The following is a 19,746-nucleotide window of genomic DNA, read 5'->3' as shown; positions in this document are numbered from 1 at the left end:
GTCGTGACCCGGCTTCCCGCCGTGGTCGTGCCCCGGACCGCCGATCACACCGCCGTTGACCCCGCCGATCGTGCCGCCGTTTACCCCGCCGGTCGTGCCCGCGGTCGGGCTGCCCGTCGTACCCGCGATGAGGCCGCCCGGGGCGCCGCCGGTGGTACCGCCGGTCAGGACACCGCCGAGCACCCCGCCGAGCACCCCGCCGGTGGTTCCGCCGGTGGTTCCACCGGTCGTCGGGCCGCCGAGGACACCGCCCAGGACGCCGCCGGTCGTGCCGCCGGTGGTGGTGCCGCCGGTCGCGGTGCCGCCCGTGGTGGTCGTGCCGGCGACGACGCCGCCGGTGATCAGGCCGCCCGTGGTACCGCCGGTGGTGCCTGCGGCGCACGTCGCCCGGGTGATCCTGTTGTTGTCCATCGTCACCGCGCCGTTGCGGGCGAGGGCCCGGCCGTCGATCGTCGCCCCGGTCGTCAGGCTGATCGAGGTCAGAGCCAGGATGTTGCCCACGAACGTGGTGTTGGTGCCGAGGGTGGCCGAACTGCCCACCTGCCAGAAGACGTTGCAGGGCGCAGCGCCGTTGATGAGGAGCACCCGGCTGGAGGTGGCCGTCGTCAGCCCCGAGCCGACCTGGAACACCCAGACGGCGTTGGGGTTGCCCTGGGCGTCCAGGGTGAGGGTGCCGGTGAGCCCGAGGGTGGACGCGGCGGTGTAGACGCCCGGCACCAGCGTCAGGCCTCCGGCGTCCGGGGGCAGGGCGGCGTCCGTGGCCTGTCCGGCGGCGTTGTTGTACGCCGCGACCAGGTCGCTCTTCGCCTGAAGTGCCACGGCATCCGCGGAATGCTGGACCCCGTTCACGAGGCCGGGCGGGAATCCGCTGATGGCCGTCCCCGGGCTGACCCCGAGGTCTCCGTTGATCACCGTGGGACCGGTGTTGGTGATCTCCGAGCCGGCCAGGACGGCGAAACTGTCTGCCGAGGCCAGGGGTACGGGTGTGGCGATGGCGACCGCCTGGGTCGGCACCATCGCGACTGCGACAGAGCCGATCACCGCGGCGAGTGCCGCGGCGATCCATGTCGGCGTGGTGCGCCGGTGGGGTGCAACCGGAGTGTTCGACGTCATCGAGGGGCCAACTCCTGTGAGGGGACGGTGGCGCAATCGGCGAAACCCGAGAGAAAAGGGCCGCCGATTCCTTTTCGCTGGCATATTACGCAGCAATAGGTCGCACGGTGCGCCGCATTCAGGTGACGTGAAAGAACACCCCGTTCGGGCGCGTAAATGTCGTACCAGCTCACTAATGCACCGACATTCGCGCGGCGACGGCTCCGACGCCCCGTAAATGCGCGGGAAATCCGTTACATCCGTGACCCCGTTCACAGGGAATGCCTTTTCCTCTTTCCGGGGGGACACACAGGCGGGACATCAGACGAACGGCCGTGTGCGCCGTGCCCCGAGACGCTGCGGTCAAGAGGTGCCGAGGCCTTGACCGGGTGGCGAAGAACGGATTCTCCACAGGCCCGTGGCAATCTGCAGCCAACAGGTTCCGAAGCGGAGGTACGCGTCCCGTGGCAGCACATCCCAATCCCATCGTCGGGAGACGCCGGTTGGGAGCGGAGCTTCGCAAGCTCCGTGAGAGCAAAGGGATGACGGCGCGCCACGCGGCAGAGGCCCTGATGGTCTCCCAGCCCAAGCTGAGTCTCCTGGAGAACGGGCACCGGGCCGTCAAGCCCCGGGACGTACGTGACCTCTGCGCGCTGTACGGCGTCGAGGACCGGCAGTTCGTCGACTCCCTGATCCACATGGCGCGGGAATCCGGACGGCAGGGCTGGTGGAACACCTTCGGCGACGTCCCGTACGGCGCCTACATCGGCCTGGAGGCGGCGGCCACGTCGCTCCGCTCCTACGACCCCCTGGTGATCCCCGGGCTCCTCCAGACCCCCGCCTACGCCCGCGCGGTCATCGCAGGAACGATCCCTCGCGCGACGGCCGAGCAGATCGACGCGCACCTGAGGGTGCGGTTGCGCCGCCAGGACCGTCTCACCGGTCCGAGCCGGCCCCTGCGCTTACGGGTCGTCCTCGACGAGTCGGCGCTGTGGCGCGCCGTCGGCGGCGCCGACGTCATGCGGGCGCAGCTGGAGCACCTGGCCGTGATGAGTGCCCGCCCCAACGTCACCCTGCGTGTCCTCCCGCACGGCGCGGGGGCGCATCCCGGCGTGTCCGGACAGTTCTCGCTGCTGGAGTTCGCCGGGGGCACCGACCCGGGCGTGGTCTACCTGGAGCGCTTCTCGAGCGACGTCTATCTGGACAAGCCGTCCGAGGTGGCGGAGTACGAGACCGCGTACGGGCTCATCCGGCACCGGGCGGCGGAGCCGGACGCCACCGGGCGGTTCCTGACCGAGGCCGCCGAACGGTACGCCGGAGCGGGCTGCCGCGCGGACGGGCCGTGCCCGTCCTCCGTCCGCCGCACCCGGCGTGCGGCCCACGACGGCCAGGGCGACGATGAGAGGTGTGGGAGAAGCACAGCTGCCCGCCGTGCCGGGTGAGGAGCAGGTGCGCGATGCATGAGGACATGCCGCTGGAGGATCTGGTCAGCAGCGCCGCCCAGGACGCCGGCGGGTGGCTGGGCGCCCTGCCGGTGGCCCTCGTGGCGACCAGCGCCGACGGGCAGATCGTGCGCTGGAACCACGGCGCGCAGGACCTTCTGGGCTACGCCCCGCCCCAGGTGCTCGGGCGGCACATCTCCGATCTCCTGCACCCGGGGGCCGACCGCACCCTGGGCCGGTCGCTCTGGGAGACGGCCGCCACCGGACGCGGGGTGATGGGTACGGTCACCACCTGGCACCGGGACGGTCATCCGCTGGAGCTGGAGATCTGGGCGTGCCCGGTCACCGACCGGCGCCCGGGGGCCTCCGCGGTGCTGGTGTTCGCCGCCGACGCCCATGCGGCACGCCGGATCCGTGGCTCCTCGGCGGTGTGGGACGGACTGTTCGCCCGCTCCCCCGTCGGCATCGCCGTCCTCGACACGCACCTGCGGTTCCTCCAGGTCAACCCGGCGCTGGAGGCGATGAACGGGCTCCCGGAGTCCGCTCACGTGGGGCGGCGCCTGGCCGAGCTGCTGCCGGAGGTCAACGCGGGCGAGATGGAGGAGGCCATGCGCCGGGTCCTGGAGACCGGCGAACCGGTCCTGGACCGGCGGCGCACCGGCCGCACCCCGGCCGATCCGGACCGCGACCGCGTCTGGTCCTGCTCGTACGTACGCGTGCAGGACCCCGGGGGGCGGCCGATCGGTGTCATCGCCTCCCTCCTCGACATCACCGAGCAGCAGCACGACCACACCGAGGCCGAGGCGGGGCGGCGCAGGCTCGCCCTGCTCAGCGAGGCGAGCGCGCGCATCGGCTCCAGCCTCGACCTGGAGCGGACGGCGCAGGAGCTGGCCGACCTCTCCGTACCGCACCTCGCGGACGCCGTCACGGTCGACGTCCTGGAGGCGCTCGCCCACGGCGGCGAGCCGGGCATGGGCCTGACCGGGGGCATCGGCCTGCGGCGTCTGGGCAAGGCGCCGCAGACAGGGTCCGCGGTCACCCACATCCTGGCCCCGCGCGGCAGGACCCTCACCTTCCCGGCGGCCGCCCCGTACACCCAGGCCCTCACGGACCGCCAGCCCTTCCTGATCTCGCGCCTCGACGAGCGGTCCGTCGCCCCCGCCGCCCGGCACTCCCCCAAGCCCGCCCAGCTGGTGCAGGCCGGCGTGCACTCGTTCCTGATGATCCCGCTCGTCGCGCGCGACGCGGTGCTCGGCATCGCGACCTTCTACCGCACCCGGCCGGTCGGCCCGTTCGGGTCCGACGACGTCACCCTCGCCGCGGAGCTCGGCGGGCGCGCCGCCATCAGCATCGACAACGCGCGGCTCTACCACCACGAGCACGAGACCGCCGTCGTCCTCCAGCGCAGCATGCTGCCCCAGCACGTGACGCCGCCGGCCGGCATCGAGGTCGCCCACCGCTACCTGCCGGCCAGCGACGTCAACGAGGTCGGCGGCGACTGGTACGACGTCCTCCCCCTCAGCGGGGGCCGGGCCGCCCTGCTCATCGGGGACGTCATGGGGCACGGCATCGCGGCCGCCGCGGTCATGGGGCGCCTGTCCGCCACCGTCCGCGCCCTCGCGCGCCTCGACATGCCGCCGACCGCGCTGCTGCACCACTTGGAGGCCACGCTCGCCGACCTGGCCGAGCCGATGCTCGCCACGTTCCTGTACGTGGTCTGCGACCCCGCCAACGGCCGCTGCACCGTCACCCGGGCCGGGCATCCGCCACCGGCCGTGGCCGAGCCCGACGGAACCGTCCGGCTGCTCGAAACACCGCCGGGCGTTCCCCTGGGCGTCGGCGGCGTTCCCTTCACCACCACCGAGTTCGCACTGCTGCCCGGCAGCGTCCTCGTGCTCTACACCGACGGTCTGATCGAAGCCCGCAGCCGCGACATCGACGACCGTCTGAAGGAGCTCACCGGCCTGCTCTCCGAGCCGCACCAGCCGCTGGACCACCTGTGCGACTCCCTGATCACCCACCTGGTACCGGCGTCCGCCGACGACGACATCGCCCTCCTCGTCGCCCGCATCGGGCCTGACGGCCTCCCGCCCGTGGGGTGAGGTCCGGAATATCGGCGTTCGGGTTGAAGACGGGCCGGGAGCCCGATATTCCTGTCCGGTATGACTCTCGCTCCCGCCGCCCCGCACGCCTCCGGTCCGAACGACTACGCCCTCCCCTGGGCCCTGGTGGACGTGGAGACATCAGGCCTGACGGCCCGTCGGGACCGGGTGCTGTCCATAGCGGTGGTGACCGTGGGGCCGGACGGTGTGCAGACCGGCGAGTTCTCGACCCTGCTGAACCCCGGTTGCGATCCCGGACCGGTGCACGTCCACGGCCTGACGCCCGAACTACTGCGGGGCGCGCCGACCTTCGAGCAGGTCGCCCCCCGCATCGGCGCGTTGCTCGAAGGCCGGGTGATGGTGGCCCACAACGCGCAGTTCGACTACGACTTCCTGGCACACGAGTTCGCCCGGGCCCGGTCCCACCTTCCGGTGGCCCTGCGGCTGTGCACGTTGGCGCTCAACCGGCGGGTGGACCCGCCCACCGCCGATCTCCGACTCGGCACGCTCGCCGCCCATTACGGCGTGGCCCAGGCCAGGGCGCACGACGCGCTGGACGACACGCTCGTCCTGGCGGGGATCCTCCGCGCCTCGCTGCGGGAAGCCGCCCGGCTCGGCCTGCCACTGCCGCTCGTCGCGTGCCCGCCCCGGCAGGACCCGCGCTTCGCGCCGCAGCCGCCCAAGGCGCGGTGCGCGTATCGCAATCCCGGGCGGCTGGTTCCCGGTGGTCCCCTCCACCAAGGCATGAAGATCGCCGTCACCGGGGACACCGTCACCGCACGGCCCGAACTGGTCGCGCGGGCCGTCGCCGCCGGGCTGAACGTGATGGGTTCGGTGAGCCGGCACACGAGCGCGCTCGTCAGCAATGGGACCGCGGCCTCCTCGGAGAAGGCCCGCCGGGCCCGGGCCGAGGGCGTCCCGGTCCTCGACGAGGCGGCGTTCCTCGCGCTGCTGGCCGATGTGCGGGCGGGCACACCTCACGACCCGAAGTCCACCGCGGCCGGGTCGGCCGCGGAGCCGGCGCCCGGCCCGGAGGACCCGCCCCCGGACGCTCCCTCCCCCGCGTCCCGCCCATCCGTACCGGTCGTCCCACTCGAGTCTTCCGTCCCGGCCGTGTCTTCGGTCGTGGCCGCGTCTTCCGTCCCGGCCGCCTCCTCCGTCCCGGTCGCCCGCCGCCACGCGCCCGCTGCCCCCGACAAGCCGTTGACGGGGCGGCGGGTCCTGGTCCTGGGCGGCCTGCACGGCGACGCCGCCGCGGCCCGGTCCCGCGTCGTGGCCCTCGGCGGGGCCGCGGCCGTCAACCTCTCGGCCAGCGTCACCGACGCGGTCCTCCTCGCCGGCGGCGAACGCGACCGGCGGATGGCCCGGATCGCGTCCATCGAGCTGCCCGTCCACCCGGCGCACTGGCTGGACGCCCCCGCCCCCACGGCGTCCCCCGCGGCCGGCGGCGGGGAGGACCGGTCTCCCTGGATCCTGCCTCGGGGCGGCGTCGCCGACCTCCCCGGCACGGGCGGTCCGACCGCCCTCTGGACCGTGTCTGCCACGTGGGCGCAGCAGACCGGCTGCGAGATCGACCTCGTGGCGTTCGTGATCGACGAGGACGAGCAGGTCGCCCGTGACGAGGACTTCGTCTTCTACGGCGCTCCGGAGAACCCCGGCGGAGCCGTGCGGCTCCACACCGACGGGCCCACCGAGCAGACGATCGCCGTCGACCTCGGCTCCCTGCCCCCGGCGGCCCGCAGGGTGGTCGTCGCCGCCGCGATCGACGGCGGCACGGTGTTCGGGGACATCGGGCCGGTCCAGGTCACCGTGGCGCCGGGCGTCGCGGCGATGCGCCTGGCGCAGGCCACCTTGGACGCCGCCACCACCGAACGGACCCTGATCCTTGCCGAGTTGTACCGCCGCGGCCCGCATTGGCGGTTCCGCGCGGTCGGCCAAGGGTACGACCACGACCTCGCCGCGCTGGCGCGCGGCTACGGCGTGGACGTCGCCGGCTGAGACCCGGCGGCGGAAGGCCACGTGTCAGTGGTCACCGCCATGATGGGCGGCATGGAACCACTGCTTCTCACCGACGTGGAGCGCGCGGTCCGGGCCGGCTGGGGCCCCGACACCTGCACGCCGGCCCACCGGCCGCACTGGAGCCCCGACCGCCCCGCCCGGGACCAGTGCGGTGTCACCGCCATGGTGCTCAACGACCTGCTCGGCGGACAACTGATCCGCGGAGAGGTCCACGTGGACGGCGTGCGCACGGACTACCACTGGTGGAACCGGCTCGGGCCGGGCCTCGACATCGACCTGACACGCGAACAGTTCGGCCCCAAGGAGATCGTGACCGGCGGCGTCGTCATACCCCGGCCGCCGACGTTGGCGCGGCTGAGGGAGGAGTACGAACTGCTCCGCGACCGCGTGCGCGGAGGGCTCGGCCTGAGCTGACCGAGCCCCACGCCGGGCGGGGACCGCTGCGTACGGGACGGTCAGCGCAGCGGCCGGCCGGCGTCGTCGTGGTGCGCCGGCGCGTCTGAGTCCCCGACGTGCACGGGCGGTTCGGGATCACTGGTCGAGATCTCCGGCTCCAGTCCCTCGGCGACGGTCGTGCGGAGCCGCCCTGCGTCGGCCCGCCAGGCCTCGAAGACCAGCGTCGTCGCGGTGACGACGGCGAGGCCGAGCAGCCAGCCGCCGACGACGTCGCTCACCCAGTGCACGCCCAGCGCGACCCGGGTGTAGGCGACGCCCACCACCGAGACCAGAGCGAGCGCCCACGGCAGCGGGCGCCACGCACGGGGCACCAGGGGCAGCAGCACCAGGAGCAGGACCGCGCACGAGGTGGTCGCCGTCATCGCGTGGCCGGAGGGGAAGGAGAAGCCGGGCGCGTGGGACACCGGGTCCGGCAGGTGCGGCCGGGCCCGCTCGACCACCGCCTTGGTCAGCAGCCCGGTCAGGCCGCTCGCCACCGCGGTCACCGAGGCCCACGCCGCCAGCCGCCAGGCGCGGCGGACCAGGAGCCAGAGCACGAGCAGCGCGACGAGCAGACGCATCGTCACCGGGTCCCAGACGATGCCGGTGAGGGCCTCCAGGACGCGCACCCACCCCGGGTGGTCGAGGGCCGTGGCGTGGAGCCGTTCGGCCGTGGTCCGGTCGAGACGGTGCAGGGGGGCCCACTGGGACTCCACCAGGACCAGGGCGAGGGCGAAGGGCACGGACACCGCGGCCGTCGCGACCGAGGCCAGCACGAGCCTCCTGCCGAAGGTCACGTCGGGTCCCGAGTGCCGTGAGACCAGGCTCCGCAGGAGCCGCCGTCGGGGGTGTTCGGTGCGCTGTGCCATGGTGGCGACGCTCCCTTCGTTCGCGGTGGAGGCGGCCGGTACGGGACCGGGCGCCGGACGGGATCAGACCCCGGGGTCGGCCTGCACCGGCTCCCGCACTCCCGCCCGTACGGCTTCCAGCTGGGCGGCGAACGCGAGGCCGAGGAAGAGGGCCATCGAGGTGAGGTAGGACCAGAGCAGCAGCGACACGATGGCGCTGAGCGGTCCGTAGACGCTGGTGAACGAGCTGCTCGCCCCGACGTACACGCTCAGCCCCCAGGTCGCGAGGTTCCACAGCAGCAGGTAGACGACGGCGCCGAACGCCAGCCAGGTGTAGCCGGGTTGGCGGCGCCGCGGCGCCAGCCGGAAGATCGCGCTCGTGGCGAGCACGGCGAGCAGGACCCCGACGGGCCAGCGCAGGATCTCCCACGCCTGCACGGTGGCCGGGCCGAGGTGGTAGACCTCCGCCAGCGCGTGCGTCAGGTGGGAGCCCAGGACCGTGAGGATGAAGCTGAGCCCGAGCGGGAAGCCCGCCAGGGCGGCCATCACGAGGCCGCGGGTGTACTTGGCGAGGAAGGGCCGGTCGCGTTCGTTGCCGTAGATGCGGTTGGCGCCCCGCTCGACCTGGCAGAGGCCCGTGATGACGTTGGAGAGGGAGAAGAGCAGCCCCAGCCAGAGCGCCGCCTGGCCCCCGTTGCCCGCGTGGCGGCGGCTCTCGCTCAGCGCCTCGTCCACCACGGCCTGGCCCGGACCGCTGGTGAGCCGGCGGATCGTGAGCTCGGCTATGCGCCCTACGTCCTCGGAGTGCAGGACACCGGACAGCCCGACGGCGGCGATGGCCAGCGGGACGATGGACAGGACCGTCTGGAGGGCGAGCGCACGGGCGTGACTGAAGCCGTCGGCGTAGCGGAAGCGGACGAACGAGTCGCGGGCCAGGCTCCAGCTGCCGTAACGGCGCAGCGCGGTCCACGCCTCGTCGCCGGACAGCTCCTCGCCTGCCACGTCGTGCCGTTGCGGTACCCGTCGTGCGGTGCCCATCGTTCCCCTGTCCTCGTTCGGTTTCCTGCGGTGCGGCGGTGCGGCGGGTGCGGCGGTGTGCCGGACCCGCTCGCGGCGGGTGTCAGCGCGGCTGGTGTACGGGGGCCGCCCGGCGGCGCCCGGTTCGGCCCACGGCCGTGGTGGGGCCGGGGATCCCGGCGGGAGCCGAGGGCGGCCGGGGCAGGTACATCCGCAGCGCCCCGGGCTCGACCGCGACGGTCAGCCGGGTGCCGTCGGCCACGACGTCGCCGTCGATCTCGCGCGGCTGGGGTACCGCGCAGCGGATGTCGACGCGGGTGGCACTGAAGTACTCCAGCGCACCGCCGGCTTCGCGGCGCCCGCCCGCTTGCGCCGACACCCCTTGCCGCTGCGGGGCCCGGCCGCGCAGGAGCCGGACGGCGAGGTGTCCGGCCGCGGTGAACCAGCCGAGGGGGCCGCGGGGGTCGAACAGCACCACCTCCAGCTGTCCGCTGTCCGGCCGCGCGCCCGGCAGGAGGGGCAGGCCGCCCTGGAGGGTGCCGACGTTCCCGATGACGACCATGCGGGCGCGGCGCCGGTGGCGGCGCCCCCCGTCGATCCGGATCGACAGCCTCATGCCGGGGTCGCCGAGGTGCCGCAGGGCGGAGAGCACGTACGCGGCCCATCCCAGCCGGGACTTGAGCCGCGGCGAGGCGTCGCGGACCATCGCGGCGTCGAACCCGGCGCCCGCCATGACGGCGAACCGGGTCGGCGCGAGGCCGTCGCCCTCGACCCGGCCCACGTCGATCCCGAAGCTGGCGCCGGCCAGGGCCTCGTCCAGGGCGCCGGCCGGGTCGAGGGGGAGGCCCAGGTTCCGGGCGAGGAGGTTTCCGGTGCCGCAGGGTGCGACGGCCAGCGGGATTCCCGTACCGGCCACGACATCGGCGCAGGCGCGCAGGGTGCCGTCGCCCCCGCAGACCACCACGAGCGAGGGGCCGGGCGCGGCGATCTCCTCGGCCAGGGCGCCGCAGGGGCGTTCGGCCGAGGTCGGGATCCAGCGCTGGTCGCGGTATCCGCGGGCGGTCAGCACGGCGCCCACCCGGTCGGCCAGGGCGTCGGGACAGGCGTGCGGATGGCGGACCACGACGACGGCCCGGCCGGCGGGTGCACCGGCGCGGCCGGAGTCCGCGGAACCGGAGGCAGCGGCAGCGGCAGCGGGGGACGCGGAGACGGACGAGCCGTCACGCGCGGCGGGGGCCGCGGGATCCTCGGCGGACTTCCTGCCGTACAGCACCGCGAACCCGATGATCAGGAGGGTCGCCACGCCGTTGAGCAGGCCGCCCGCCACATCGGTGGGGTAGTGCATGCCCCGGTACATCCGGGACAGCCCGACACCCGGCGGCACGAGCAGGAGCGCGCCGGAGACGACGTACCGCCAGGGGCCGCGCATCCGCAGCAGGGCGATGACGGCCAGCCCGCCGTAGAGCGCGACGGAGGCCCCCACGTGCCCGGAGGGGAAACTCGACGTCGGCGGAGCCCCGTCCAGCCGCGGGACCTCGGGGCGCGGACGCTCCACGACCATCGTCACCACCAGGAACACCGCCGACTGCGCGGCGACCGACGCGCCGAGGAACAGCGCCTCGGTGCGCAAGGCGACGCGGGGCAGCACCAGCAGCGCCACGATGCAGAGCAGGGCCAGGCCGATGATCGTCTCGGTGGCGGCCAGCGTGGAGAACCATTCGGAGACGCCGGTGACCGGCGCGGCACGCCGCTCGGCCAGGTCCTGGTTGGCGCGGTCCTCCTCCGAGAACGGCCAGTGGCCGGCGGCCGGTCCCGTGACCAGGAGCCCCAGTCCCACCATCAGGGCGGCCTGGACCGGGAGGAGCAGCACCGGCCAGGTTCCCCGCGCGGGCGCGGCGCATCTTCGCTTCATGGAGCACGTGTTGCCCCTTCCGGCCGGATGATGCGTCGTCACGAGGGGTTACTGCGGCAGCGGCGGCAGCGCGTACGTCGGGATCGACGGGTCCTTGGGGTCGGGATCAGTGCCGGTCGGAGGCCGGTGGCGGATCCTGGGGGCCGTCCAGGGGCACCAGTACCTCGATGCGCTTGCCGCCGGACGGGGCCGGCAGGATCTCCACGCTCCGCGCGAGCCGGCAGATCAGGGGCCAGCCGAATCCGCCCACGGGGAAGGTTCCGAGCGGCCGGACGAGGGTGACCGGGTGGTCGCCGCTGGCGTCGGCGACGGCGAGGAGCAGTCCGTCCGCCGACACGGAGGCGCTGAACCCGACGATCCCGCCGCCGTGGCGGATGGCGTTCGTCGCCAGTTCCGAGGTCACCAGCAGCGCGTCGCTCAGCACGTCCGCTCCGGGACCGGAGGCGCCCGGCAGGATCCCGGACGACTCGATGAGCGACTGCACACGGTCCCTCGCCTGCATGGCGGTCCGTGGGACCGGGTACCCCGGTCCGCTCTCCACGGGTCGCACGTTCACCTCCTCGGCTGTGTCCTCGCGGCTGGCGTTGCCCGTTTGCCCCCTGCGCGCCCCCGCAATCGCAGAGGCAAACGTCACTGTCGTCCGGTCGCTCCCTCCGGTCAGCGGCGGCGCGGCGGGACGTCGAGCACGATCGCCTCGGCCACGGTCGGCGCGACGGCGAAGGCCCGGTTCGCGCCCGTGACTTCGAGCAGCCGGGCCAGCCGGTTCGGGATCTCCCCCGCCAGGACCACGGGCCGGTCCAGTGCGGGCTGCAGCATGATGCTGAGCGCGGTGGAGTCCGCGAAGGTCACGCCGGAGACGTCCAGGACGAACCGGGCGACGCCGTCGGCCACGGGGTCCAGTGCCGTCCGCAGCTCGGTCGCTCCGTCCATGTCGAACTCGCCCGCCATCACGACGATGCGCACGTCGCCCTCGGACCGCGTCTCGACGCTGTTGCGCGCGTCGGCGTGGTGCGTGTCCATGTTCCCCACTCTCTTCGTTGCGTGATGTCAGACGGACCGCGGCAGCTTCACCACGGTGACGAAGAAGTCGTCGATCTGCTGGATCGCCCGGATGAACTGGTCGAGGTCGACCGGCTTCGTCACGTACGCGTTGGCGTGCAGTTTGTAGCTCCGCAGGATGTCCTCCTCGGCCGCCGACGTGGTGAGCACGACCACGGGGATGTGGCTCAGCTCGGGGTCGGTCTTGATCTGTTCCAGCACCTGCCGGCCGTCGTACTTGGGCAGGTTCAGGTCCAGGAGGATCAGGTCGGGACGGGGGGCGCCGGTGTGGTCGCCCCGGCGGTAGAGGAAGTCCAGGGCCTCGAGACCGTCCCGCACGACGTGCAGGGTGTTGCCGATCTTGTTGTCCTCGAACGCCTCGCGCGTCATGAGCTCGTCGCCGGCGTCGTCCTCGACGAGGAGGACTTCCGCGGGCTGGGCCCGGAATCCGGAGCTGGGGGTGGTCATGGGGTGCTTCCTTCCGCGGCCGCGGGTTCGGCGGTCTGGGACGAGGACGGGGTCCGGGCCGGGACCGGCGCGGAGGGGGTGGCGGGGGAGGCGGCCGCGGGGGCCGGTTCGGCGGCGGGCTCGCCCGTGCCGTGCACGGGCAGCGTGAAGAGGATCCGCGTGCCCTCCGCGCGGTCGGTGTCGATCCAGATCCGGCCGCCCGAGTGCTCGACGATCTTCTTGCAGAGCGAGAGGCCGATGCCGGTGCCGCCGTACGCCTCCCGGCCGTGCAGCCGCTGGAAGATGACGAAGACCTTCTCGGCGAACTCCGGGGCGATGCCGATGCCGTTGTCGCAGACGCTGAAGGTGTGGAACCCGGGCTCCGACCCGGTGCCGCTCAGCACCTCGATCTCGACGCGCGGTGTGCGCCCGGGCGCCCGGAACTTGACCGCGTTGGCGACGAGGTTCTGCCACAGCATCGTGAACAGGGTGGGGTCGCCCTCCACCTCGGGCAGGTCCTCGGGCCGTACGACCTCCGCCTCGCTCTCCTCGACGGCGGCGGCGAGGTTGCGCAGCGCCCGGTCGAGCGTGCCGTCGAGGGCGACGGTCTCGCGCGCGTCCTGGACCCGGCCCACCCGGGAGAACGTCAGCAGGTCGTTGATGAGCACCTGCATCCGCTTGGCCCCGTCGACGGCGAACCCGATGTACTGGGCGCCCCGCTCGTCGAGCCGGTCGCCGTAACGCTTCTCCAGGAGCTGGCAGAACGAGGCGACCTTGCGCAGCGGCTCCTGGAGGTCGTGCGAGGCGACGTACGCGAACTGCTCCAGCTCGGCGTTCGAGCGGCGCAGTTCCACCGCCTGCGCGTCGAGGTCCGCGGCCGTGCGCCGGAGCTCCTCCGCGTTGAGGCGGGAGGCCTCCAGCTCGTCGACGGTACGGCGGCGCATGGCCTCGACGGCCTGGGCGAGCGAGCGCAGGTCGGCCGGTCCGCGTTCGGGGATCGCCTGGCCGAACTGTCCGTCGGCGACGCGGCGGGACGCCTCGCGCACCGCGCCGAGCGGCCGTACGACGCCCACGTGGAGCAGGACGGCGAGACAGAGAGCCGTCAGCAGGAAGGCCGCGACGATCGCCAGGAAGATGCGGTCGCGCTCGGAGCGGGCCTCGCCGAAGGTCTCGCGCGCGTCGGCCTGGGTCTGGTCCAGCCGGGTCTGCTGGGCTTCGATGCGTCGGCGCACCTCGTCGAAGCGGTCCTTGCCCTCCTGGACGGAGGGGCCGGCGCCTCCGCCCTGGACCGAGGTGACGGCGGGGGTCGCGAACTCGTCGCGCCAGGCGCGGGCGGCGGCCTCCACGGCCCTCAGGTCGGCCTGCGCCGCGTCCTCGCCCTCGAGCAGCGTCGCGAGCCGCTCCGACGCTCCGGACTCGTTCGCCCGGCCGCGCTCGTACGGCTCCAGCAGGGCGGGATCGCGCGCGAGGAGGTAGCCGCGGACCCCGGTCTCCTGGTCGAGCAGGGCCGCCTCCAGCCGGAGCGCGTCCCGCTGGGCGGGGGCGATCCCGTCGACGATCCGGTCACCCGCCGCGGTGGTGTTCGACAGCAGCGCGGCGCCGACGCCGGCCGTGGTGAGGACCATGACGGCGAGCAGGGCGAGCGCGGTCATGAACCAGGCCTGCACGCTCAGTCCGCGCAGGCCGGTCCGGTCGCGGGGGGTGGGGTCGGTCGGGGGGTCTGCTTGTTCCGGGCGGGTCACGGGGAGGTGTTCCATTCGAGGTGGAGTACGGCGACGTCGTCGGCCAGGCCGCCCCAGTCCGCGGCCAGGTCCTGCGCGGTGTGGATCAGGGCATCGACGAACGGATCGGCGGGAAGGTGGGTGTGCCGGCCGGCGATGTCGAGCAGGCCCTGCTCGTCGAGGCGCTGGGAGCCGGGGCCGGTGCGGCCCTCGATCAGCCCGTCGGTGAAGAGCATCACGGCGCCGGACGGCTCGACCGGGATCTCGGTCACGGGCCAGTCGGAGTCCCAGTCCGGCATGATGCCGAGCGCCGGGCCTCCGGCGACCGCCTCCAGGCGTACGCCGTCCGCGGAGCGCACCAGGAAGCCGGGGTGGCCGGCGCGCTGCACGGAGACGTGGCCGTCGCCCGGCCGGCGGGTCAGGGAGATCAGGGTGGCGAAGATCTCGGGTCCGGACCGCTCCGCGACCAGGATCTTCTCCAGGAGGTCGAGCAGGTCCTGGCCGCGTGCGCCGGCCATGACGAACGCCCGCCACGCCACGCGCAGGCAGACGCCGAGGGCCGCCTCGTCCGGTCCGTGTCCGGATACGTCGCCGACGACGGCGTGGGTGGACCCGTCGGACGTCTGGACCACGTCGTAGAAGTCGCCGCCCAGGAGGGCCTGGGCGCGGCCGGGCCGGTAGCGGGCGCACACCGAGACGGTGTCGTCGATCAGCAGGGGCGTCGGGAGGAGGCCGCGTTCCAGGCGCGCGTTCTCCTCCGCGCGCAGACGGCCCGTCTGGAGGGCGGCCGCGGCGCGCTCGGTCTGCTTTCGCTGCACGGCGTAGCGGATGGCGCGCATGAAGACGTCGGCTTCGAGACGGCCCTTGACCAGGTAGTCCTGGGCGCCGGCCGCGACGGCCGCGAGGCCCGCCTGCTCCTCGGAGAGCCCGGTGAGGACGACGACGGCGGCCTCGGCGGACGCGGCCAGCACCCGCTTGAGCGCGTCGAGGCCCTGGGCGTCGGGCAGGTGCAGGTCGAGGAGGACGCACTGGGGCGGGTCGGCCTGCAGCTGCCGCAGGCCGTGGGCGAGCGAGCGGGCGCGTCCCAGGCGGACGGCGATGCCGCTGTCCTCGACCAGTTCCTCGACCAGGAGGGCGTCTCCCTCGTCGTCCTCGATGAGCAGGACGTGGGGCGGCAGGCCGCCCCACAGCGTCTCGAAGCGGTCGTGCTCGACGTCGACGGAGGAAGCCTGCCGGAGCGGGCGCACCGCGGGTGGTCTCGCGTGGTCGGCCGGGTACTGCGAGCCCAGGCCCAGAGCGCTCCCCATGGCGTTCGTTTCCCTTCTCACTCACAAGAGAGCGCGGACGCCCTGCGGGCGCCGGTTACGTCCGGGGCGAGCTTAGAGTGATCATTTGCCGTTAGGCAATATTTTAACTGGTCAATTATCCTCGCCCTCCCCCGCCCGGGCCGCCCCCTGCGCTCCGCCTCCCCCGCCGCTTCCTCGGGCGCCGCCGGGGATGCGGGGCGGAGGCCGTGCCCCGGCCGGGTTCCGCGGCCCGGCCCGCCTCCCGGACGGCTCCCTCCGGGGGCGCCGCGGCCGGCCGGGCCGTGTCCGGAGTCACCTCCGGGCCACCTGTCCGGGGCCGCGCTCCGGCCCGAGCGGGGCTCCGTGGCGGGCGTCCTACGGGTCCGGGACCGTCTCGTCCGGCCGGCCGTGCCAGTCGAGGCAGACGACCATGGCATCGTCCTCCGCGTCGATCTGCCCGCGATGCCCGGCGAGCTCCTCCAGGATCGCCCGGGGCACCTGGGAGGGCGGCAACAGCCGGGTGTTCATGACGGCCCGGGACAGCGCGTGCAGGCTGTACGGCTCGCCGCCGGGCGAGGCGACGTCGTAGACGCCGTCGCTCATGAAGAAGAGACGGTCCCCGGGCAGGGCCTGGAAGCGCTGGCAGGTGTAGACGGTGTCCTCGAACATGCCCAGCGGCAGCTGGGCCTCCAGCTCGACCGCCTCGACCACGCCCTCCCGGAGCCGCCAGATCCGCGGGGAGCCGGCGTCGATGATGTCGACCTCGCCGGTCCGCAGGCAAAAACGCATCAGGAGCATGGCGAGGTGCTGCCGGCCCTGGTGCTGGCCGTAGACGGCCTGGTCGGCGAGGCTGGCCTGGTCCACGAGGTCGAGGCCGCCGCGGCGGGCGTTGCGCAGGGCGCTCACGGCGAGGTTGGTCAGCAGGGCGGCGTCGATGCCCTCGCCCATGCCGTTGTTCACCGTCAGCGTCAGCGCGTCGGCGGAGGTCGACCAGTCGAAGCAGTCGCCGAAGATGGCGTACGCGGGCTCCAGCTGCCCGCCGAGGTCGTACTCCGGACGGGAGCAGGAGCGCCCGGGGAGCAGCTGCCACTGCATTTCGGCGGCCAGGGTGAGTCGGGTGGCACGCCTGGCCCGGAGGAAGACGTCGGTGTCGCGCTCGGCGACGAGGATCTCGTGGGCCAGGGCGTCGGCCACGTCCTGCAGCTCGCCGAGCAGGTCCGACGTGTAGCCGTCCACCGGGAGGCCGACGCTCAGGACGGCGAGGCGGTCGCCCCGGACGCTGACCGGCAGGTGCACCGTCACGCCGGCGCGGTCGGTGACCACGTACGCCTCCTGCGCGCCGAAGGCGCGGCCCGGGGCGCTGGTGTGGACGGACACGGGTGCGGCGGTGTCCGGGAGCTCGGTCACCGGCTGGAGCCTGGTCATGGCGTAGTCGGCCATCAGCAGTTCGACGGCGTGGGCGCGGTGCCTCTGGGCGAGGATGTCCCGGACCTTGTCGAACAGCGCGTGCGGCGCGGCATTCCGCAGAATGCGCTCCACTCCCTCGGGTCTGGCCACCGGCCTGGGCCCTGCCTCTCTCGAAACTGTCACTATGGGGAGCCACGAGGCCGCCCACGACGGCTCGGGCGACTCGTACGTCCGGTAGGGAGTGTCACATGCGCGAGAGGCCGATCCGCCCCTCTGGGCCGGTCGCGTCCGCGGTCCTGGAGGTCGGCGAGCTGATCGAGCTGTTGGAGGTCGTCTGGGAGCGGGGCCGGGACACCGTGTGCGCTCCCCCGGTCTCCTCCGCGCAGGCGCGGGTCCTCTTCGTCATCGAGCGGAACGAGGAGATCAACCTGAGCACGCTGGGCAGGCTGCTCGGGGCGGCTCCTCCCTCCGTCACCCGGCTGTGCGACCGGCTGCAGGCGGTCGGCTTCCTGGAGCGGAACCCGAGCCCGGCCGACCGTCGCGAGTCGCAGGTGCGGCTGACCGCGCGGGGCCGGGCCTACCTGCGGGATCTGCGGTCGCGCAGGCAGGAGGCCTTGGCGGAGGCGATGGCCGCCATGCCCGAAGCGTCCCGTGCCGCACTGGCGGTGGGGCTGTCGGACCTCCTCGATGCCGTCGCCGCCCCGCTGCGACTGCCGGCCCCGGGGCCCGCGGAGGGCGCGGAGTCCCGGACCGCCTGAGCGGGCGCCGGGAGGCGACCGGACGCGCGCCGGGGCGTGCCCGCGGGCGCGCGGGCGCTCCGGGGCGGTCGTACGCCCCGGAGCGCCGGTCGGACGGGGTGTCAGCCGTTCGGGACGGTGTCCTGGAAGGTGGTGCCGGCAGTGCGGAAGGCGCCGACCCTGGCCGCGACCTGGGCGGGCGTGAGGACCCGGTCCTTGACGTGCAGGACGTAGTCCACCTTCTGGTCGTAGGCGCGGGGCGTGGTGGCGGGCTGGCCGTTCAGGTCGATCAGCCACTGGTTGAAGTTGATCGACATGGGGCGCTCGGGCAGGTAGCGGGCGTCGTGGGTGCCGAAGAGCTGCCCGTCGACGTAGTAGGTGAGGGCGTTGTTGTCGATGGTCAGGACGAGGTCGTGCCAGCCGGCGTAGCTGGTCCGGGCCTCGGAGTGCTGGTTGACGGCCTCCCACGGGTCGGGGCGGTAGGTCTCCCACGAGGTGGTGTAGAGGATGTTGGCCGGCTCGCCCCAGCCTCCGTTGGGAAGGTACTCGAAGTCGTACTCGGCGTAGTCGTCGGCCATGGGGGCCTTGAGGTCGTTGATGGTGAAGAAGGTCTGGACGACCCGGTCTCCGTCCGGGCCGTACGCGGGGGCGTCGGAGAACTTCACCCGGGCCGCGTAGGTGCCGTTCTTGAACTTGGTGGCCTGGGTGAGGACCTCGGTGTGCCTGGTGCTCTCGCCGGTGCCCGCCGTGGAGGTCTGCAGATTCATGACGGAGTTGCCGGCCTCCCGGGCGAAGGTCACCTTCTCGGGTGCCCAGGTGGCGCCGGGGACGCCGGGCCCGCCCGCGTTGGAGCGGACGCTCCAGCCGTGCGCGGCGATCGCCGGGTCGGTGTGGGAGCCGTAGTCGAAGTCGTCGAAGAGGGTGGCTCCGGACGGGCCCGGGTCGGTCGGGTCCGGCGTGGGGCCGGTCGGGCTGGGTTCCGGGTCGGGGGTGTTCCCGCCGGGCGCGGTGCCCCAGACGGTGGAGCCGCCGACCTGGGCGGTGACCTTGGCGAAGTCGCCGTAGGCGGTGCGGGCCGCGTCGAAGGAGTAGTCGTCGGACTGGTTCAGGGTCTGCCAGTCGGCGCGGTGGAAACGCAACTGCAGGTCCCCGGTGTCGGTACCCGGGGCGAGCGAGCCGGCGCCGCCGGTGAACGTGATCTCCAGGTAGCGGTCGGCGGTCGCGGTGGGGGTGGCGAGGGTGCCGAAGGTGCCGGTGATGTTCGCGCAGCCCTTGACCGCCCAGGAGCAGGCGAAGCGGTACTGGGTGGCGGGGCCGTCGGCCTTGAAGTAGTAGCGGAGCCTGACCTGGTTCAGGGCGACGGTGGTGGTGCCGTTGTTGACCACCTTGAACCAGGGCTCGACCTGGTCGGCGGTGGCTCCGGCGGCGCTGGTGCGGTACTGCACCTTGACCGACTCGCCGGCCGCGCCGGCGGGCAGTGCGGTCAGGGCGGCCGAGCCGAGGGCGGCCGTCAGGGCGATGGCCAGGGCGGCGCTCGTGCGCCGGGTGGGGGTTCGCATGGTGCGTTCCTCTCGGGGTGGGGGGATCACGGGGCGGGAACGGTGTGCGGGGATCGGCTGCGCACGCCGAGGGCGGCGAGCCGGGTACGGTGCCGGTCGAGCCGGTGCAGGAAGGCCGGCCAGTCGCGGTGCGCCGACCAGGCGGTCTCCGCGAGGGCGCAGAGCCGGGGGAAGGCCAGGTACTCGAGCTCCGCGGGGGTGCGCGCGTACTCGGTCCACAGCTGGGCCTGCGTGCCGAGGACGCGGGCGGCCGCCTCGGGTTCCCAGTGCGCGGGCGCGGGGTCGTTGTCGTAGACGCCGCGCAGGTCGAGGACGCCGTCCTGGCCGCGGGGTTCGCCGGGGTCGGCGGACTGCGGGTAGTCCAGGTAGGTGGAGCGGAACGGCGCCATGATCACGTCGTGGCCGCGCAGGGCGGCGCTGCGGCCGTGTTCGGGGTCCCGCCAGGGCAGCACGGTGAAGGCGGCGGGGAGTTCGGTGCCGGTCTCGGTCCAGCCGAGTGGGCGGCGGCCGAGCGAGGTGAGGTGGGCGGACACGGTCCGCAGGAACCAGCCGTGCAGGGCGGCCGGTCCGGCCAGCCCCTCCGCGGGGGGGCCGGGGCCGGGGCCCGCGGCCGGCCCCCCGGCGCGAAGGGGGGGGGGGGGGTTATACAAAAGACGGCCCCCGCACCCGGGTTGGGGCGAGGGG

At 73.7% G+C, this 19,746-nt stretch carries 17 protein-coding genes; 5 read left to right on the top strand and 12 right to left on the bottom strand.

Annotated features, from left to right (window positions below; genetic code table 11):
• The coding region (locus tag ACFWW8_RS16990) for an ice-binding family protein (RefSeq protein ID WP_386529424.1) at positions 1-1,113 on the bottom strand (1,113 nt) is incomplete at its 3' end.
• 368 nt (positions 1,114-1,481) lie between these two features.
• On the opposite strand from ACFWW8_RS16990, the gene ACFWW8_RS16985 reads away from it, so the two are divergent.
• Genes ACFWW8_RS16985 through ACFWW8_RS16970 form a run of 4 tightly spaced genes read left to right on the top strand, consistent with a single transcriptional unit; the run spans position 1,482 to position 7,069 of the window.
• Positions 1,482-2,534, top strand: coding sequence for a helix-turn-helix transcriptional regulator (locus tag ACFWW8_RS16985; protein ID WP_386529422.1), 1,053 nt, complete (start codon positions 1,482-1,484; stop codon positions 2,532-2,534).
• 14 nt (positions 2,535-2,548) lie between these two features.
• A complete protein-coding gene (locus ACFWW8_RS16980) occupies positions 2,549-4,636 on the top strand; it encodes a SpoIIE family protein phosphatase (protein ID WP_386529419.1) in 2,088 nt (695 codons plus the stop codon).
• A 60-nt stretch (positions 4,637-4,696) separates the two neighbouring features.
• Complete coding sequence (locus ACFWW8_RS16975) at positions 4,697-6,634, top strand: TerD family protein (RefSeq protein ID WP_386529416.1); 1,938 nt, start codon at positions 4,697-4,699, stop codon at positions 6,632-6,634.
• A gap of 51 nt (positions 6,635-6,685) precedes the next feature.
• Positions 6,686-7,069 carry a hypothetical protein gene (locus tag ACFWW8_RS16970; protein WP_386529413.1) on the top strand — a complete coding sequence of 128 codons (384 nt, stop codon included), beginning with the start codon at positions 6,686-6,688 and terminating at the stop codon, positions 7,067-7,069.
• A gap of 41 nt (positions 7,070-7,110) precedes the next feature.
• On the opposite strand, the gene ACFWW8_RS16965 is transcribed toward ACFWW8_RS16970, so the two are convergent.
• From ACFWW8_RS16965 to ACFWW8_RS16925, 9 genes are all read right to left on the bottom strand, one after another.
• Positions 7,111-7,959, bottom strand: a complete 849-nt coding sequence (locus ACFWW8_RS16965; RefSeq protein WP_386529411.1) for a phosphatase PAP2 family protein — start codon at positions 7,957-7,959, stop codon at positions 7,111-7,113.
• A 63-nt stretch (positions 7,960-8,022) separates the two neighbouring features.
• Positions 8,023-8,976, bottom strand: coding sequence for a YihY/virulence factor BrkB family protein (locus tag ACFWW8_RS16960; RefSeq protein ID WP_386529408.1), 954 nt, complete (start codon positions 8,974-8,976; stop codon positions 8,023-8,025).
• A gap of 82 nt (positions 8,977-9,058) precedes the next feature.
• The gene (locus ACFWW8_RS16955) at positions 9,059-10,867 is read right to left on the bottom strand and encodes a diacylglycerol kinase family protein (RefSeq protein ID WP_386529405.1); all 1,809 of its coding nucleotides are present in this window, start codon (positions 10,865-10,867) and stop codon (positions 9,059-9,061) included.
• Positions 10,868-10,973: 106 nt separating this feature from the next.
• A complete protein-coding gene (locus ACFWW8_RS16950; RefSeq protein WP_386529402.1) occupies positions 10,974-11,417 on the bottom strand; it encodes an ATP-binding protein in 444 nt (147 codons plus the stop codon).
• Positions 11,418-11,524: 107 nt separating this feature from the next.
• The gene (locus ACFWW8_RS16945) at positions 11,525-11,887 is read right to left on the bottom strand and encodes an STAS domain-containing protein (RefSeq protein ID WP_386529399.1); all 363 of its coding nucleotides are present in this window, start codon (positions 11,885-11,887) and stop codon (positions 11,525-11,527) included.
• 27 nt (positions 11,888-11,914) lie between these two features.
• Entirely contained in the window at positions 11,915-12,373 is a 459-nt protein-coding gene (locus tag ACFWW8_RS16940; protein ID WP_386529396.1) for a response regulator, read from the bottom strand.
• Positions 12,370-14,109 carry an ATP-binding protein gene (locus ACFWW8_RS16935; RefSeq protein WP_386529393.1) on the bottom strand — a complete coding sequence of 580 codons (1,740 nt, stop codon included), beginning with the start codon at positions 14,107-14,109 and terminating at the stop codon, positions 12,370-12,372. The genes ACFWW8_RS16940 and ACFWW8_RS16935 overlap by 4 nt, the downstream gene beginning before the upstream one ends.
• Entirely contained in the window at positions 14,091-15,380 is a 1,290-nt protein-coding gene (locus ACFWW8_RS16930) for a PP2C family protein-serine/threonine phosphatase (RefSeq protein ID WP_386529390.1), read from the bottom strand. Before ACFWW8_RS16930 ends, ACFWW8_RS16935 begins: the two co-directional genes overlap by 19 nt.
• Before the next feature lie 354 nt (positions 15,381-15,734).
• Positions 15,735-16,916, bottom strand: coding sequence for a PP2C family protein-serine/threonine phosphatase (locus tag ACFWW8_RS16925; protein WP_386529387.1), 1,182 nt, complete (start codon positions 16,914-16,916; stop codon positions 15,735-15,737).
• A 98-nt stretch (positions 16,917-17,014) separates the two neighbouring features.
• Between ACFWW8_RS16925 and ACFWW8_RS16920 the strand changes: the two genes are divergently transcribed.
• Positions 17,015-17,524, top strand: a complete 510-nt coding sequence (locus ACFWW8_RS16920; protein ID WP_386529384.1) for a MarR family winged helix-turn-helix transcriptional regulator — start codon at positions 17,015-17,017, stop codon at positions 17,522-17,524.
• A 101-nt stretch (positions 17,525-17,625) separates the two neighbouring features.
• Here ACFWW8_RS16920 and ACFWW8_RS16915 read toward each other — a convergent pair whose 3' ends face one another.
• Positions 17,626-19,062, bottom strand: a complete 1,437-nt coding sequence (locus tag ACFWW8_RS16915) for a cellulose binding domain-containing protein (RefSeq protein WP_386529381.1) — start codon at positions 19,060-19,062, stop codon at positions 17,626-17,628.
• Positions 19,063-19,088: 26 nt separating this feature from the next.
• The coding region (locus ACFWW8_RS16910) for a family 20 glycosylhydrolase (RefSeq protein WP_386529379.1) at positions 19,089-19,746 on the bottom strand (658 nt) is incomplete at its 5' end.

Source organism: Streptomyces sp. NPDC058701 (assembly GCF_042715295.1).
GTDB lineage: Bacteria > Actinomycetota > Actinomycetes > Streptomycetales > Streptomycetaceae > Streptomyces.
This window is presented reverse-complemented; position numbering and strand designations above follow the sequence as displayed.

Excerpts from the sequence above, each read along its gene's own strand:
- ACFWW8_RS16935 (WP_386529393.1), bottom strand. The coding sequence starts at position 14,109 with ATGGAACACCTCCCCGTGACCCGCCCGGAACAAGCAGACCCCCCGACC.
- ACFWW8_RS16970 (WP_386529413.1), top strand. The coding sequence starts at position 6,686 with ATGGAACCACTGCTTCTCACCGACGTGGAGCGCGCGGTCCGGGCCGGC.
- ACFWW8_RS16975 (WP_386529416.1), top strand. The coding sequence starts at position 4,697 with ATGACTCTCGCTCCCGCCGCCCCGCACGCCTCCGGTCCGAACGACTAC.
- ACFWW8_RS16980 (WP_386529419.1), top strand. The coding sequence starts at position 2,549 with ATGCATGAGGACATGCCGCTGGAGGATCTGGTCAGCAGCGCCGCCCAG.
- ACFWW8_RS16965 (WP_386529411.1), bottom strand. The coding sequence starts at position 7,959 with ATGGCACAGCGCACCGAACACCCCCGACGGCGGCTCCTGCGGAGCCTG.
- ACFWW8_RS16920 (WP_386529384.1), top strand. The coding sequence starts at position 17,015 with ATGCGCGAGAGGCCGATCCGCCCCTCTGGGCCGGTCGCGTCCGCGGTC.
- ACFWW8_RS16945 (WP_386529399.1), bottom strand. The coding sequence starts at position 11,887 with ATGGACACGCACCACGCCGACGCGCGCAACAGCGTCGAGACGCGGTCC.
- ACFWW8_RS16940 (WP_386529396.1), bottom strand. The coding sequence starts at position 12,373 with ATGACCACCCCCAGCTCCGGATTCCGGGCCCAGCCCGCGGAAGTCCTC.
- ACFWW8_RS16960 (WP_386529408.1), bottom strand. The coding sequence starts at position 8,976 with ATGGGCACCGCACGACGGGTACCGCAACGGCACGACGTGGCAGGCGAG.
- ACFWW8_RS16955 (WP_386529405.1), bottom strand. The coding sequence starts at position 10,867 with ATGAAGCGAAGATGCGCCGCGCCCGCGCGGGGAACCTGGCCGGTGCTG.
- ACFWW8_RS16930 (WP_386529390.1), bottom strand. The coding sequence starts at position 15,380 with ATGGGGAGCGCTCTGGGCCTGGGCTCGCAGTACCCGGCCGACCACGCG.
- ACFWW8_RS16915 (WP_386529381.1), bottom strand. The coding sequence starts at position 19,062 with ATGCGAACCCCCACCCGGCGCACGAGCGCCGCCCTGGCCATCGCCCTG.